The organism is Streptomyces sp. NPDC048612 (assembly GCF_043199295.1).
GTDB lineage: Bacteria > Actinomycetota > Actinomycetes > Streptomycetales > Streptomycetaceae > Streptomyces.
On sequence record NZ_JBICVV010000022.1, the window covers coordinates 85,740 to 101,015 of the forward strand.

A 15,276-nucleotide genomic window follows, 5' to 3' on the forward strand; every position below is an offset into this window, starting at 1 on the left:
TGGGCGGACGTCGGCCGGGCAGGAAGCCCGGGAAGGCGGCCGGGGACCGGACCCGGGAAGGGCGGCAAGCCCGGGAAAGCGGCCGGGCGTTCGGCGGTGTCCGGTGGCCGGAGGCGCTCGCGGCGCGGCGGTCCTGTTTTTTCCCCGCCGCCCACCCCCCTTCGGGGGGTGGGCGGGTGTAGAGGCTCGGTTTCGGCAAGAGCCCGACGCCGTGCGAGCGCAGACGCCCGGTCCGCGGCCCGCCCCAACCCCGTAACCGCGCGAAGCAGCCGCACGAAGTAACCAACGAAGTAACCGCGCCAAGTAACCGACGAAGTAACCGCGCGAGCCCCCGGCCCACCATGGGGCCGGGGGCTCGCGAAGCGGAGTTGGGGACCGCGGCGGGGGTCAGCCCATGAACTTCTTGAACTCCTCGGGGAGTTCGAAGTTCTGCGGGTCCTGGCCGCCCTGCGGCAGGCCCAGCGGGTTGCCGGACTGGGCGGCCTCGCGGCGGGCGGCCGCGGCCTCCTCCTCGGCCTTCCGCTTCATCGGGTTGCCGCTCTTGCGCTTGCCCTTGGCCTGCTTGACCTGCTTCTTCTTGCGCGCACCACCGCCCATGCCAGGCATCCCCGGCATGCCGGGCATCCCGGGCATGCCGCCGCCCTGGGCCATCTTCGACATCATCTTGCGGGCTTCGAAGAACCGCTCCACGAGGCCCTTGACCGCGCTGACGTCGACACCGGAACCCCGGGCGATACGGGCCCGCCGCGAGCCGTTGATGATCGTCGGCTCCTGGCGCTCGGCCGGGGTCATGGACTTGATGATGGCGGCGGTGCGGTCGACCTCGCGCTCGTCGAGGTTGTTGATCTGGTCCTTCATCTGGCCCATGCCGGGCAGCATGCCGAGCAGCTTGGAGATGGAGCCCATCTTGCGGACCTGCTCCATCTGGGCCAGGAAGTCGTCGAGGGTGAACTCCTTCGGGCCCTTCGCCAGCTTGGCCGCCATCTTCTCGGCCTCGGCCTGGCTGAAGGTCTGCTCGGCCTTCTCGATCAGGCTGAGCATGTCGCCCATGCCGAGGATGCGGGACGCCATGCGGTCCGGGTGGAACGCGTCGAAGTCGTCCAGCTTCTCGCCGTTGGAGGCGAACATGATCTGCTTGCCGGTGACGTGCGCGATGGACAGCGCGGCGCCACCGCGGGCGTCACCGTCGAGCTTGGAGAGCACCACGCCGTCGAAGCCGACGCCGTCGCGGAACGCCTCGGCGGTGTTGACCGCGTCCTGACCGATCATCGCGTCGACGACGAAGAGGACCTCGTCGGGGCTGACCGCGTCGCGGATGTCCGCGGCCTGCTGCATCAGCTCCTGGTCGATGCCCAGGCGGCCGGCGGTGTCGACGATGACGACGTCGTGCTGCTTGGTGCGCGCGTACTCGATGGAGTCCTTGGCCACCTGGACCGGGTCGCCGACGCCGTTGCCCGGCTGGGGGCCGTAGAAGGCGACCTCCGCGCGCTCCGAGACGACCTGGAGCTGGTTGACGGCGTTGGGGCGCTGGAGGTCACAGGCGACCAGCAGCGGGGCGTGGCCCTGGCCCTTGAGCCAGCGGCCGAGCTTTCCGGCGAGGGTGGTCTTACCGGCGCCCTGGAGACCGGCCAGCATGATCACGGTGGGGGCGGTCTTGGCGAACCGCAGCCGGCGGGTCTCGCCGCCGAGGATGCCGATGAGCTCCTCGTTGACGATCTTGATGACCTGCTGGGCGGGGTTCAGCGCCTGGGAGACCTCGGCGCCGGAGGCGCGCTCCTTGACCTGCTTGATGAAGGCACGGACGACGGGGAGGGCCACGTCGGCTTCGAGCAGCGCGATGCGGATCTCGCGCGCCGTGGCGTCGATGTCCGCCTCGCTCAGGCGGCCCTTGCCCCGGAGGTTTTTGAAAGTACTCGCCAGGCGGTCGGAAAGCGTATCGAACACGGCGGTCGTCGATCCTCGGGGTCGGGGGCGGGGTGCGGTCGGCTTCTAGGGTATCGGCCTCCGCAAGCAAACCGTTCCTGCCTTGTTATTCCCGCGGCTGCTGCAGGGCGCGCTCCACGGCCGCCGCCACGTCATGGGCCGCGGCATCCGTGAGGGGCGCCCCGTCCTCCCCCGTCACATAGAAAGCGTCCACCGCATTGGCACCCAGGGTGCTGATGTGGGCACTGCGGACGGCGACACCGGCCGCCTCCAGGGCACGGCCGATGCGGTGCAGCAGGCCGTGGGCATCCTGGGCCCGGACCTCGATGACGGTCGCGGTGTCGGAGCTGCCGGTGGCGACGGAGACCCGGGGCGGCGGGGCGAGCACGGCCCGGGAGCGGCGGGCGTAGGCGCGCTCGCGCTCGGCGAGGCGGGCGGGGATGTCGAGGGTGCCGTCCAGGGTGCGGAGCAGGTCGGCACGCAGCCGGTCGGCCTGGGGCAGCGAGCCGTATTCGGCGGCGACCCGCCAGCTGAGTACCAGGGCCGGGCCCTCGTCGGCGGGGTCGAGGAGGCGCAGGTCGGCGGCGCGGACGGTGAGCCGGTGCAGGGCCAGCACCCCGGCTGCTGCGGGCAGGACGCCCGGCTGGTCGGGGACGGCGATCAGGAGTTCCACCCCGACCGGCTGCTGGGCGGGCGCCGATGTCTCCGGTCCGGTGTCGGCCTCGGTGGGGGGCTCGGCGCGCGCGTGCAGGGCCAGGACCGGGCCACCGGTGCGGCGGGCTTCGAGCGCCAGCCGCTCCTGCTCCGCGGTCGGCTCGCCGGTGCCGAGCGGCTCCGTCTCGGGCTCCCCCGCGAGCCGCGCGGCGACCCGTTTGACGAGGTCGGCGACGAGTCCGCCGCGCCAGGCGCTCCAGGCGGCGGGCCCGGTGGCCAGCGCGTCGGCCTCGGTCAGGGCGTGCAGCAGCTCCAGGGTGCGGGTGCTGCCGACGGCCTCGGCGACCGCGCCGACGGTCGCCGGATCGTCCAGATCGCGCCGGGTGGCGGTCTCGATGAGCAGCAGGTGGTGCCGTACGAGGGTGGCGATCACGGTGGTGTCCCGGGCGTCGAAACCGAGCCGGGCCGCCACGTCGCGGGCGATGGTCTCGCCGGCCACCGAGTGGTCGCCGGGCCAGCCCTTGCCGATGTCGTGCAGCAGGGCGGCGATCAGCAGCAGGTCGGGGCGGTGCACCCGGCGGGTCAGGGCGGAGGCCCGTACCGCGGTCTCGACCAGGTGGCGGTCGACGGTCCAGGTGTGGACGGGGTTGCGCTGGGGGCGGCAGCGGACGCGCTCCCAGTCGGGCAGCAGCCGGGTGATGAGGCCCTCGGCTTCCAGCGCCTCCCATACGGGCACGGTGTGCGTGCCCGCGCCCAGGAGCGTCACCAGCTGTTCGCGGGCCTCGGCGGGCCAGGGCACCGGCAGCGGCCGGCCGGCGGTGGCGCAGCGGCGGATCGCGTGGGTGGCCAGCGGCAGCCCGGCCTGGGCGGCGGCGGCCGCGGCGCGCAGCGCCAGTACCGGGTCCCGCTCGGGCCGTGCGGTGCGGGCCAGCACCGCCTCGCCGTCGAGTTCGACGACGCCCTCGGCGAGCGGGGAGCGTTCGCCCTTGCCGGCGGTCCGGCCGTGCAGCAGCCCGCGCAGCATCGGCTTGACGGAGCGGGCGCGCAGCACCCGGCCGACCTCGCGCCAGGTGACATCGGCCGCGTAGGAGATGGTGCGGGCGGATTCGTAGGTCTGCCGGAGCAGGGCGTCCGCGTCGAGCATGCCGAGGGTGCCGGCGACCTGGTCCTGTTCCTGGAGGGAGAGGCGGTCGGTGGCGCGGCCGGTCGTGAGGTGGAGCGCGTCGCGGGCGTCGAGCAGACGGGTGCGGGCGGCTTCCAGGCCGCCGCGCGGGGCGTCGGCGAGCCAGGAGGCGGCGACGGCGCGGAGGGCGGTGGCGTCCCGCAGCCCGCCCCTGGCCTCCTTGAGGTCGGGTTCCAGGAGGTACTGGAGCTCGCCCTGCCGCTCGGCGCGCTCCTGGCACAGGTCGTGGAGTTCCGGGAGCCGCTTGGGGGCGCCGGCGCGCCAGTCGGCGTAGGCGGTGGTGCGCACGGCGGCGGTCAGGTCGGGGTCGCCGGCCAGGTGGCGGGCGTCGAGCAGGCCCAGCTGCACCTTCAGGTCCTCGCGGGCCGCCTTGCGGGCCTGGGCCGGGGTGCGTACGGAGTGGTCGAGGTCGAGGCCGAGATCCCAGACGGGGTACCAGAGGTGGTCGGCGAGGGCGGCGAGGGCGCCGGCGTCGGCGCGGCCGTCGTGCAGCAGGAGCAGGTCGAGGTCGCTGCGCGGGGAGAGTTCGCCGCGGCCGTAGCCGCCGACGGCGACCAGGGCGGTGCCGGTCAGGCCGGTGGCGGTGGCGTGCCGGGCCAGCAGGGCGGCGAGCCAGTCGTCGGTGAGCCGGGCGAGGGCGGCGCGGCGGTCGGGGCCGGCGGCGTTCCCGTCCTGGAGGAGCCGCAGCCGGGCCGCGGGGTAGCCCCCTTCCGGGGCGGGCGCGGGCTCGTGCCCCGGGGGCCGCGCTCCGGCGGGTCCTGCCGTTTCCTCGACGCTGTCGGTCACCTCGCGCGCTCCTTGGTCGTGGTCGTCCCCCGCCGTCGTCCGGTGCGGCTCCCGCACCTCAGTCTGTGCCGCCGCGGGGCGGGCGGCCATTCGCCGCCCGGGCGGCCCGGCTCCGGCTCCCGGCGGCGGACGGCCGCCCCGGGGCCGGAGCCCGGCCGTGGCACCTCACAGGGCGTCCGGCCCCCGCTCGCCGGTCCGTACCCGTACCGCGTCGTCGACGGGGATGCTCCAGACCTTCCCGTCGCCGATCTTGCCGGTGCGGGCCGCCTTGACGATGACGTCGGTCAGTTCCTCGGCGTCGGCGTCCTCGGCCAGCACCTCGATACGGATCTTCGGGACCAGGTCGACGGTGTACTCGGCGCCCCGGTACACCTCCGTGTGCCCGCGCTGCCTGCCGTATCCGCTGGCCTCGGTGATCGTCAGGCCGTGCACCCCGAAGGCCTGCAGGGCGTCCTTCACCTCGTCCAGCCGGTGCGGCTTGATTACTGCCGTGATGAGCTTCACGCGTCCACCTTCTTTGTCAGGGCCTCGCCGAGTCCCGGTCCCTTGCGGCCGATCGAGCCGCCGCCCGCGCCGGTGAAGTCGTATGCGGTCTCCGCGTGCGCGGCCTGGTCGATGCCGGCGACTTCCTCGTCCTCGTCGACCCGGAAGCCCATCACCAGGTCGATCGCCTTGGCAAGGACATACGAGACGACCAGGGAGTACAGCAGCACACAGACCACACCGACGGCCTGCCGCCCGAGCTGGTCGAAGCCGCCGCCGTAGAACAGCCCCTTGGCCTTGCTCTGCACCCCGCCGGTGGCGAACAGCCCGACCAGCAGCGAGCCGGCGACACCGCCGACGAGGTGAACGCCGATCACGTCGAGGGAGTCGTCGTAGCCGAACTTGTACTTCAGGTTGACCGCCATGGCGCACAGCACACCGGCGATCGCACCGACCGCGATGGCGCCCAGCGGGCTGACCGCGCCGCAGGCCGGGGTGATCGCGACGAGTCCGGCGACCGCGCCGGAGGCCGCGCCGAGCGTGGTGAACGAGCCGTGCCGGAGCTTCTCGTACACCAGCCAGCCGAGCATCGCGGCGGCGGTGGCGACCTGGGTGTTGACGAAGGCGACGGCGCCGATGCCGTCGTCGTTGCCGAGCCAGGAGCCGGCGTTGAAGCCGAACCAGCCGAACCACAGCAGACCGGCGCCGAGCATCACCAGGGGGAGGCTGTGCGGCCGCATCGGGTCCTTCTTGAAGCCGATGCGCTTGCCGACGACGAGGAGCGCGGCGAGGGCCGCGGCGCCGGCGTTGATGTGCACGGCCGTACCGCCGGCGAAGTCGATGACCTGCAGCTCGAACAGCCAGCCGCCCTCGCCCCACACCCAGTGGGCGACGGGGAAGTAGACGACGGTGACCCACAGCGCGATGAACAGCGCCCAGGCGGTGAACTTCACCCGGTCGGCGAGCGCACCGCTGATCAGCGCCGGGGTGATGACCGCGAACATCAGCTGGAAGACCGCGAACACGTAGACCGGGATGGTGGAGCTGCCCCACAGCTCCGTCAGGCCGATGCCGCTGAGCCCGGCGAAGTTCCCGTCCCAGCCGATGAAGCCGCCCTGGTCCGTACCGAAGGCGAGCCCGAAGCCGTACAGGACCCACAGGATCGTGACGATGCCCAGGCTGATGAAGCTCATCATCAGCATGTTGAGCACGCTCTTGACCCGGACCATGCCGCCGTAGAAGAAGGCGAGACCGGGTGTCATGACCATCACCAATGCGGAGCAGATCAGCATGAACCCGGTGTTGGCCGGGCTCAGTGTCGCCTTGTCTGCTGCGAGCGTCAGGATGCCTGGGGGCATCGGCGTCTCCTCGTCGTCGATGCGGCCCGTGCGGGCGTGGTTCTGGTGGGCCGACTTCGCGATGAGGTTGTCGCAGCACGGTTTCGGCCAAACCTTGCGGGTGTTTCACCGCAGTGACGAAGACGGCCCCCGTGTTACGCCCCAGTGAACTGCCAGATCAGCACCACATCACCCGTTCAACCCACAGAAACCATGAATTGAGCAACCCCCACGGCGAGCAACCACCTCCGCGAGAGCGGCGCCGGTTTAGGCGCAAAGAGGGTCGCAAAAACAGCCCGGCCGCGGCTGCCGCCCGCGTGACCTGGCATGGGGGAGCCGAGTCGGGCTGTACGGGGCGGTGGCCGCGGCCGGTGTACTGGGGGCGGAGTCCGTCAGACGGCCTCCGCGCTCTCGGGCAGCTGGCGGGTGAGCTCGTCGCCGAGCCGGACCACCTCGGCCACGCCGCCGAACTCCCGGGCGGCGTTGTCCACGGTCTTGCGCAGCCGGGTGTTGACCCGCTCGGAGCGGACCTGCCGGGCGAACGGGATCGCCTGCTGCGCCATCGCCGCGCAGGCCTCCGGCTCCTTCTGCAGCAGATGCACGGTGGCCATCCCGATCAGGTTGAGCGCGTACGAACGCTGGTGCTCGGGGTCCTTGCCGAAGAGCTCCACGGCGCGCCGCATGACGGGCTCGGCGAGCGAGGCGTAGGTGGGGCTGCGGCCGGCGACATAGGCGAGATCGCGGTAGGAGTGGGCGTTCTCGGCGTTCAGTTCGGCCTCGGAGAAGAAGCGAATCCAGTCCGGTTCGGGCTCGCCGGGCGTGACGTCGGAGAAGGTGTCCTCGGCCATCCGGACGGCCCGCTTGACCTTGCTGGGCTGGCCCATGCCGGCGTAGGAGCGGGCCTCCATCGCATACAACATGGCCTGGGTGCGCGGGGTGGCGGTCTCCCGGCTGCCGTACTGGGCGAGGTGGATCAGCTCCAGTGCGTCGTCGGGGCGGCCGAGGTGGATCATCTGCCGGCTCATGCTGGAGAGGATGTACGCGCCCAGGGAGCGGTCGCCGGCCTCCTTGGAGGCGTGCAGCGCGAGCACGAAGTACTTCTGCGCGGTGGGCTGCAGGCCGATGTCGTAGCTCATCCAGCCGGCGAGTTCGGCGAGTTCGGCGGCGACCTTGAACAGCCGCTTGGCGACCGGGGCGGGCTGCGGCTCCTGGAGGAGGTCGGTGACCTCGTGCAGCTGGCCGACCACCGCCTTGCGCCGCAGCCCCCCGCCGCACTGCGCGTCCCACTGGCGGAACATCGCGGTCGTCGACTCCAGCAGGTCCAGCTCCGGCTTGGACAGCCGCGCGGGGCGGCGGCGGTCGGGTTCCTCCGCGTCGCCCTGGCCCGCGGGCACCGGGACCAGCCAGCGCTGCATCGGTTCGATCAGGCTGGGTCCGGCGGCGAGCGCGAGGGAGGTGCCGAGGAAGCCGCGGCGCGCCAGCATCAGGTCACTGCGCGAGAACTCGCTGATGAGACCGACCGTTTGGGCGCCGGCCCAGGGCAGGTCCACACCGGAGACGGACGGGGACTGGTGCGCGGAGCGCAGGCCCAGTTCCTCGATGCCGACCACACAGCCGAAGCGTTCGGAGAACAGCTCGGACAGGATGCGCGGGATCGGCTCACGCGGCTGCTCGCCGTCGAGCCAGCGGCGCACCCGCGAGGTGTCGGTGCTGATGTGGTGGGCGCCCATCTGGCGGGCCCGGCGGTTGACCTGGCGGGCCAGTTCGCCCTTGGACCAGCCGCTGCGCATGAACCACGAACCCAACTGCGCGTTGGGTTGCTTGACGGCGTCGGTGCCGCCCGTGCCGCCGTTGCCGCCCACTGGAAGCCCCCATCCCGATAGCTGGCTTGATGCCTGGTGCCTGGTGCGAACCGCCCACAGGCCACCGTCCGTTACGACGCCTGTCCGGGGTACATCTACCCGATCACGGTTTCCGGCCACACCTTTTGGCCTGTGCTCGACCTGTGCGTTGCCACCGGCATACCCGTGCGAAGGGTGCCTCTCCGGGGTTCGCGCACCGAAAGTAATCCTACGATCACGCCCGCCGCGAGGGCGATCGGGGAAACGCCACCATTCGCCACCCCTTCGAATGAACTCCCCACCCAGCTCTCGCGATTGACTTGACACAGGCCGAAGAACGCCGGGCGGAAGGAAGCACACCAGGGCTCACGCGGCGCACCGCACCACCCGGATCACCACCGCACCACGTACCGCCGCCGGAGCGTGAACGGCACCGGACCGTCAACCCGCCGACTCGTAACCACTGGCACGCACCACCCGTTGGAGGGGGCATGGGCTTCACGATCGGCGGCATCCGAGAGATGCGCTCCAGCTCCCGGCGCCGCGCCCGCTCGACCGAGATCTCGGCGGTGGCGGAGTACTCCGGGCTGTGGGGCTGGGACGTCGCCCCCGGCGCCCGGGCGGTCCGCGCGGGCAGCGGCCGTACGGACTGTTCGTGCGGCGACGCCGGCTGCCCCTCCCCCGGTGCCCATCCGCTGGCCTTCGGTGAGGAGCTGGCGGCCGGCGCCGGCTGGGAGAAGGCCGCGGCGGCCTGGGCCGAGACGCCGGGTGCCGCGATCCTCCTGCCGGTGGGCCGGTCGTTCGACATCCTGGACGTGCCGGAGGCCGCGGGCCGCAACGCGCTGGCGCGGCTGGAGCGGATGGCGCTGCCGCTGGGGCCGGTCGCGGTGGCGCCGACCGGCCGTGCGCTGTTCTTCGTCGCCCCCGGCGCGGCCGGGCGGCTCCCCGACCTGCTCTACCGGATGGGCTGGGACGACGCCTCGCTCGACCTGCGCTCGCTGGGCCCCGGCGACCATCTCACCGCGCCGCCCTCCGACCTCGGCGGCCACGGCCCGATGCGCTGGCTGCGCCCGCCCACCCTGGACACCGCCGGGCGGCCGCCGCAGGCGCGGCTGGTGCTGGGCACCCTGGCGTACGCCTGCAACCGCTCGGCGGTCTGAGTTCCCGGCCTGTAGTGGGGCCGGGGAGAGCGCGGGGCCCTCATGGACATGGCGCGGCCCCCGGTACCCGTCGGTGCGGGTCCGGGGGCCGGAGCGGTCCGGGCGGGGCGCCCGGGGCGGTGGCGTCAGTCGATCAGGGCGTCGACGAAGGCCTCCGGCTCGAAGGGAGCCAGGTCGTCCGCTCCCTCGCCCAGGCCGACGAGCTTGACGGGGACGCCGAGTTCGCGCTGGACGGCGACGATGATGCCGCCCTTGGCGGTGCCGTCGAGCTTGGTGAGCACCACGCCGGTGATGTCCACGACCTCGGCGAACACCCGGGCCTGGACCAGGCCGTTCTGGCCGGTGGTGGCGTCCAGGACGAGCAGCACCTCGCCGACCGGGCCGTGCTTCTCGACCACCCGCTTGACCTTGCCGAGCTCGTCCATCAGGCCGGTCTTGGTGTGCAGCCGGCCCGCGGTGTCGATCAGCACGACATCGGCGGTCTCGGCGATGCCCTCCTTCACCGCGTCGAAGGCGATGGAGGCGGGGTCGCCGCCCTCGGGTCCGCGGACCGTACGGGCACCGACCCGCTCGCCCCAGGTCTGGAGCTGGTCGGCTGCGGCGGCGCGGAAGGTGTCGGCGGCGCCGAGGACCACGGACTTGCCGTCGGCGACCAGCACCCGGGCGAGCTTGCCGGTGGTGGTGGTCTTGCCGGTGCCGTTGACGCCGACGACCATCACGACGCCGGGGATCTCGTCCCCGCCGTTGCCGATGCCGTTGGCGGTGTGCACGGTGCGGTCGGCGTCGGTGCCGATGAGGGTGAGCAGTTCCTCGCGCAGCAGCGCCCGCAGACCCTCGGGGGTACGGGTGCCGAGCACCTTGACCCGCTCACGCAGCCGCTCGACCAGCTCCTGGGTGGGGGCGACGCCGACGTCGGCGGTCAGCAGGGTGTCCTCGATCTCCTCCCAGGTCTCCTCGTCGAGGTGTTCGCGGGAGAGGAGGGTCAGCAGGCCCTTGCCCAGGGTGTTCTGGGAGCGGGAGAGCCGGGCGCGCAGCCGGACCAGCCGGCCCGCGGTGGGCTCGGGGACCTCGATCTCGGGGGCGGCGGGCGCCTCGGGCTCGGCGGCCGGTGCCTCGGCCGCGGGGGCCTCGGCGGTGGGCAGCGTGACTTCTTCGATGGTGCGACGCTCTTCGTCGCGGGGGGTCTCGGCCTCCTCGCCGACCTGCGGTTCGGCGGGGGGCGCGGTAACGGAGGGCTTCGGGGCAGCCGGCGGGGACGGCGGCAGCCGCTTCTTCTTGCGGCCGCTGACGACGAGCCCGCTGATCGCGCCGAGCACGACCACGGCGATGACTACAGCAAGGATGACGATGTCCATAACCCCTCCAGTATCAGCCACGCTCCGGCCGTGGGGACTGCACGCGCCGAACCTGGAGGGGCGGTGTCCGGAAAGCGCCGCCCCGGTATCACGGGCATCCGGCCGGCCGCGCGTGCGGCCGCTCCCGCGGACGGCGGCCCCGGGCGGGCCTGGCGTCCGCGCGGCGTCTTCGCCCTGCTCGGAGCGGTGTCCCCGGCCTGGCCGGAGGGCCCGACTGGACCCTTCGACGAGGTTGGGCGACACTCGTTCTCGTCGTGGGGTCCAACGGTGCGAATCGGCAGAAGTTGGATCAAAGTACGATGGTCGACGGCCGCGCAACGCGCGTAGAGTCCTGGCAACCAATTCTGGCCAGGCATCACAGCCGCTGCCTGCACCTCCTCCCCCGTGGGGGTGCGTCCAGATCCCCGCACGGAGATACCTGCACCAATGGGCACCACGTCCGCATCCGCTCCCGCAACCGAAGGCGCCGTCGAGGTCCGCGGCATCGAGCCCGTCCCCGACAACGAACGCCAGGGCCGCGTCCGCGAACTCTTCCCGACCTGGGTCGCCGCCAACATCAGCGTGTTGTTGCTCACCATGGGCGCCTCGCTCGTGGTCAACAACGGACTGAACTTCTGGCAGGTCCTGCTGGTGGCCGCGATCGCCGCGGCCGTCGCCTTCGGGATGGTCGGGGTGCTGTCGGTCTCGGGCAAGTGGGGCGGCGCGCCCGGCGCGATGCTCTCCCGCGCCGCCTTCGGCGTCCGCGGCAACTACTTCCCCGGCGCGATCCTGTGGGTCGCCCGCTTCGGCTGGGAAACGATCAACGCGGTCACCGGTGCCTACGCGGTGCTGACCGTGCTGCACCTGCTGCTGGGCGTCGAGAGCAACAACGTCCTCGTCGTCGTCACCCTGCTCGCCTTCGTGGCCGTCACCTACGTGGTGAGCGGCCTGGGCCGCAAGGCGCTCAACGTCTGCAACAAGTACTCGACGTACCTGTTCGGCCTGTTCAGCGTCATGGTGCTGGCCTACCTGGTCGCCACGATGGACTGGGACGCCATCTTCGCCAAGAAGGCCGGCACCACCGCCATGGTGATCGCCGGTGTCGGCACCATCGCGGCCGGCGGTATCAGCTGGGTGCCCACCGGCCCCGACTTCGCGCGCTACCTCCCGCACTCCGCGTCCGGCAGGAAGATCGTCGGCACCACCGTCTCCGGCGCGGCCCTGGTGCTGCTGCCGATGGTGCTGATGGGCGGCGTGATGGCCGTCTCCAGCCCGAAGCTGGCCGGCCAGAACACCGACCCGATGTCGTTCCTCGGCAGCATCCTGCCGCCCTGGCTCGCGGTGCCGTACCTGGTCACCGCGCTGGTGGGCATGGTGCTGATCAACAGCCTGTCGATGTACTCCGCGGGCTTCACCGCCCAGACCATGGGCGTCAAGCTGCCGCGCGCCCTCGCGGTCAGCATCAACGCCGTCATCAGCCTGGTCGGCGGCCTGTTCATGATGCTGGTGGCCAAGGACTTCATCGGCCAGTTCATCACCTTCCTGACGCTGCTCGCGGTCTCCTTCTCGGCCTGGATCGGCGTCTACGGCATCGACATGGCCCGGCGGCGCAAGCTGGCGGTGCGCTATGACGCCGAGAGCCTGATGAACACCGGCCGCACCAGCCGCTACTGGTACACCGGCGGCTTCTGCTGGCAGGCCATGACCGCCTGGGGCGTGGCGCTCGTCGCGGGCCTGTGCTTCACCAAGGTCCAGTGGTTCACCGGCCCGCTGGCCACCACCTGGATCGGCGAGAACGGCCTGGGCTGGGCGGCCACCATCGCGATCGCCGCGCTGGTCTTCGCCGTACTGCCGTCGCCGAAGGAGTCCGTCCCTGCGGACGAGGCGGCCGCGGCCGAGGCCCGGCAGCCCGTCGAGGTGGGCTGATCCCCCACCCCCGGCCCGCCGGGTTCCTCCCCTAGTGATCTGACGCAACGTCAGCTAACGTCCCCTTCGCCAACCGCCTGGGCGAAGGGGACGTTGCGATGTCGTGGATATCGGTCCTGCGGATCAATCTCGTCGACCCCGCCCCCACGCCCGCCACCCTGTCCGCGCGCTACCGGGCCGCCGTCGAGATGGCGGCGTTCGCCGACGACCGGGGCTTCACCATGGTCCAGACCGAGGAGCACCACGCCACCACCAACGGCTGGATGCCCTCCCCGCTCACCTTCGCGGGCGCCGTCTTCGGCGCCACCCGCCGGATCGGCGTCACCGTCTCCGCGCTGATCACCCCGCTGCACGATCCGCTGCGGCTGGCCGAGGACCTCACCTCGCTCGACCTGCTCAGCGGCGGCCGGCTGATGACCGTCGCCGGTCTCGGCTACCGGCCCGAGGAGTACGCGGCGCACGGCAGGGACTGGGCGGCCCGCGGCCGCCTCCAGGACGAGGTGCTGGCGGCCCTGCTGTCCGCCTGGACCGGTGAACCGTTCACCTACCAGGGGCGCACCGTCCGGGTCACCCCGCGCCCGTACACCCGGCCGCACCCGCTGCTGCTGATCGGCGGCAGCTCCCGCGCCGCCGCCCGGCGCGCGGCCCGTCTGGGCCTCCCCTTCTTCCCCAGTGCCCACCTCCCCGAGCTGGAGGCCTACTACGACGCGCAGCGCGCCGCCTTCGGCACCGACGGGTGGGTGATGCAGCCGCCCGAGCGGACCGCGCTCCTCCACCTCTCCGAGGACCCGGACCGCACCTGGGCGGAGTACGGGGCCCATCTGCTGCACGAGGCCCGGATGTACGCCTCCTGGCAGTCCACCGGTGTCCGCTCCGCGGTCCGCTCGTCCGCGCAGGACGCCGGGGCCCTGCGCGAGGAGGGGATCTACCGCGTCGTCACCCCCGACGACTGCCTCCGGCTCGCCCGGGAGCCCGGCGGCCGGGGCTCGCTCATCCTCCATCCGCTGTGCGGCGGGATGCCCGTCGACGAGGGCTGGCGCTCCCTCCATCTCTTCGCCGAGCAGGTGCTGCCGCGCCTCAGGGACTGACGGGGCTCAGCCTTCCGGGTAGAAGACGAAGAGACGACAGCCCGTCACCGACTGCGGCACGTGCCAGGAACCGGCCGGGGCGTGCAGGAACGTCCCGGCAGGGTGGTCGCGGTCGCCGTCGTTGAAGACGCCCGAGACCACGAAGACCTCCTCGGGGCCCGGGGCGTGCACATCGACGCCCTCCCAGTGGCTGCCGGGGTCCATCTCCAGCACCAGGGCCTTCGCCCCGTCGGCGCCGGTCCACAACGGCCTGACCCGGATTCCGGGGAACACCTCCCTGACCGGGGCGTCCACCACCGCGGCCGAAACGTAGCCCGCGGTACCGCCCACACCTGCGGCGCCCGGCGCCGGACGTCCCTCCTCCGGCCGGCCCGTGATGGCGGGCGCGGGTGCCGTGGCGGCTTCCGTGGTGACCGTGCTCGTATCCCTGTCGCTCATGACTCCACTCTGGCCGGGCGTACGGCGTCTCCCCAGTGTCAGAAATGACGCGCTGGGGTACTTTCCTGCCATGGCCGGACCCCCGCGGCGGACACCGCCGCACGACGTTCCGCACCGCGTGGTGGCGCTGGTGCGCCCGCCCCAGTCGACCTTCGAACTCAGCTGCGCCGCCGAGGTCTTCGGCACCCGGCGCCCCGGGCTGCCCGCCCGCTACGACTTCCGGGTGTGTACGCCGCACCCCGGCCCGGTGGGGACGACGGCGGGCTACGACATGCTGGTGACCGACGGCCTGGCGGCGCTGGCGGATGCGGACACCGTCGTCGTCCCGGGCTGGACACCGGCCGAGGAGCCGCTGCCGCCCGCCGTCCGCCGGGCACTGCGGCGGGCACATGCGCGGGGCGCCCGGCTGGTCAGCATCTGTTCCGGTGCGTTCGCCCTGGCCCAGACCGGGCTGCTGGACGGCCGCCGGGCCACCACCCACTGGAGTCTGGCCGGCGCCCTGACGGCCCGTTTCCCCCGTGTCGAGGTGGACCCGGACGTGCTGTACATCGACCACGGTGACCTCGCGACCAGCGCCGGAGCGGCCGCGGGGGTGGACCTCTGTCTGCATCTCGTACGCAGCGACCACGGTGCGGCACACGCCGCCCGGATCGCCCGCCACATGGTCATGCCGCCGCACCGCGAAGGGGGCCAGACCCAGTACGCGGCTCCGCCCCCGGCGCACCGGCTCGCCCCCGCGTCGGCCATGAAGCACTCGCTGGCCCCGCTGCTGGAGTGGGTGGGCGGCCGGCTGTCCGAGCCGGTCTCCGTCGAGGACATGGCCGGACGGCTGCGGATCTCCTCGCGCACCCTGGCCCGCCGCTTCGCCGACCAGCTCGGCACCAGCCCCGGCCAGTGGCTGCTGGGCCGCCGTATCACCGCCGCCCGGACCCTGCTGGAGGAGACCGATCTGCCCGTCGAGGCGATCGCACTGCGCGTCGGCCTGTCCTCGGCGACCAACTTCCGCCGCCGCTTCCAGCAGGCCCTGCACACCACGCCCGCAGCGTACCGGCGGGCGTTCCGCATCCGCCGCACGGGAGAGCCCGCCGGCCGCCCCTGAAACCCGCCCGGCCCCGGCCCCGCC

At 72.7% G+C, this 15,276-nt stretch carries 11 protein-coding genes; 4 read left to right on the plus strand and 7 right to left on the minus strand.

Features of this window, described 5'->3' with window-relative positions:
- Positions 1 to 387: 387 nt before the first annotated feature.
- The 5 genes from ffh to ACGFN2_RS27960 form a co-directional block, all read right to left on the minus strand.
- Positions 388 to 1,944: a signal recognition particle protein gene (ffh, locus tag ACGFN2_RS27940; protein ID WP_362604232.1), complete on the minus strand. Its 1,557-nt coding sequence runs from the start codon at positions 1,942 to 1,944 to the stop codon at positions 388 to 390.
- Between the two features lie 85 nt (positions 1,945 to 2,029).
- Positions 2,030 to 4,546: a [protein-PII] uridylyltransferase gene (locus tag ACGFN2_RS27945; protein WP_393365187.1), complete on the minus strand. Its 2,517-nt coding sequence runs from the start codon at positions 4,544 to 4,546 to the stop codon at positions 2,030 to 2,032.
- A 165-nt stretch (positions 4,547 to 4,711) separates the two neighbouring features.
- Complete coding sequence (locus ACGFN2_RS27950) at positions 4,712 to 5,050, minus strand: P-II family nitrogen regulator (protein ID WP_362604236.1); 339 nt, start codon at positions 5,048 to 5,050, stop codon at positions 4,712 to 4,714.
- Positions 5,047 to 6,387 (minus strand): ammonium transporter, encoded by a 1,341-nt coding sequence (locus tag ACGFN2_RS27955; RefSeq protein ID WP_362604238.1) that lies wholly within the window; start codon positions 6,385 to 6,387, stop codon positions 5,047 to 5,049. The genes ACGFN2_RS27950 and ACGFN2_RS27955 overlap by 4 nt, the downstream gene beginning before the upstream one ends.
- A 371-nt stretch (positions 6,388 to 6,758) precedes the next feature.
- The gene (locus tag ACGFN2_RS27960) at positions 6,759 to 8,228 is read right to left on the minus strand and encodes a hypothetical protein (protein ID WP_393365190.1); all 1,470 of its coding nucleotides are present in this window, start codon (positions 8,226 to 8,228) and stop codon (positions 6,759 to 6,761) included.
- A gap of 470 nt (positions 8,229 to 8,698) precedes the next feature.
- Between ACGFN2_RS27960 and ACGFN2_RS27965 the strand changes: the two genes are divergently transcribed.
- Positions 8,699 to 9,367, plus strand: a complete 669-nt coding sequence (locus ACGFN2_RS27965) for a bifunctional DNA primase/polymerase (protein ID WP_362604240.1) — start codon at positions 8,699 to 8,701, stop codon at positions 9,365 to 9,367.
- 125 nt (positions 9,368 to 9,492) lie between these two features.
- Here the strand turns inward: ACGFN2_RS27965 and ftsY are convergent, their stop codons facing one another.
- The gene (ftsY, locus tag ACGFN2_RS27970; RefSeq protein WP_393365192.1) at positions 9,493 to 10,722 is read right to left on the minus strand and encodes a signal recognition particle-docking protein FtsY; all 1,230 of its coding nucleotides are present in this window, start codon (positions 10,720 to 10,722) and stop codon (positions 9,493 to 9,495) included.
- Positions 10,723 to 11,148: 426 nt separating this feature from the next.
- Here ftsY and ACGFN2_RS27975 point away from each other — a divergent pair, with 426 nt between their 5' ends.
- Positions 11,149 to 12,627: a purine-cytosine permease family protein gene (locus ACGFN2_RS27975; RefSeq protein ID WP_393365194.1), complete on the plus strand. Its 1,479-nt coding sequence runs from the start codon at positions 11,149 to 11,151 to the stop codon at positions 12,625 to 12,627.
- A 98-nt stretch (positions 12,628 to 12,725) separates the two neighbouring features.
- Positions 12,726 to 13,715: an LLM class flavin-dependent oxidoreductase gene (locus ACGFN2_RS27980; RefSeq protein ID WP_393365196.1), complete on the plus strand. Its 990-nt coding sequence runs from the start codon at positions 12,726 to 12,728 to the stop codon at positions 13,713 to 13,715.
- 6 nt (positions 13,716 to 13,721) lie between these two features.
- Here ACGFN2_RS27980 and ACGFN2_RS27985 read toward each other — a convergent pair whose 3' ends face one another.
- A complete protein-coding gene (locus ACGFN2_RS27985) occupies positions 13,722 to 14,045 on the minus strand; it encodes a cupin domain-containing protein (protein ID WP_393365237.1) in 324 nt (107 codons plus the stop codon).
- Between the two features lie 178 nt (positions 14,046 to 14,223).
- Between ACGFN2_RS27985 and ACGFN2_RS27990 the strand changes: the two genes are divergently transcribed.
- Positions 14,224 to 15,252 carry a GlxA family transcriptional regulator gene (locus tag ACGFN2_RS27990; protein ID WP_393365198.1) on the plus strand — a complete coding sequence of 343 codons (1,029 nt, stop codon included), beginning with the start codon at positions 14,224 to 14,226 and terminating at the stop codon, positions 15,250 to 15,252.
- Positions 15,253 to 15,276 lie beyond the last annotated feature (24 nt).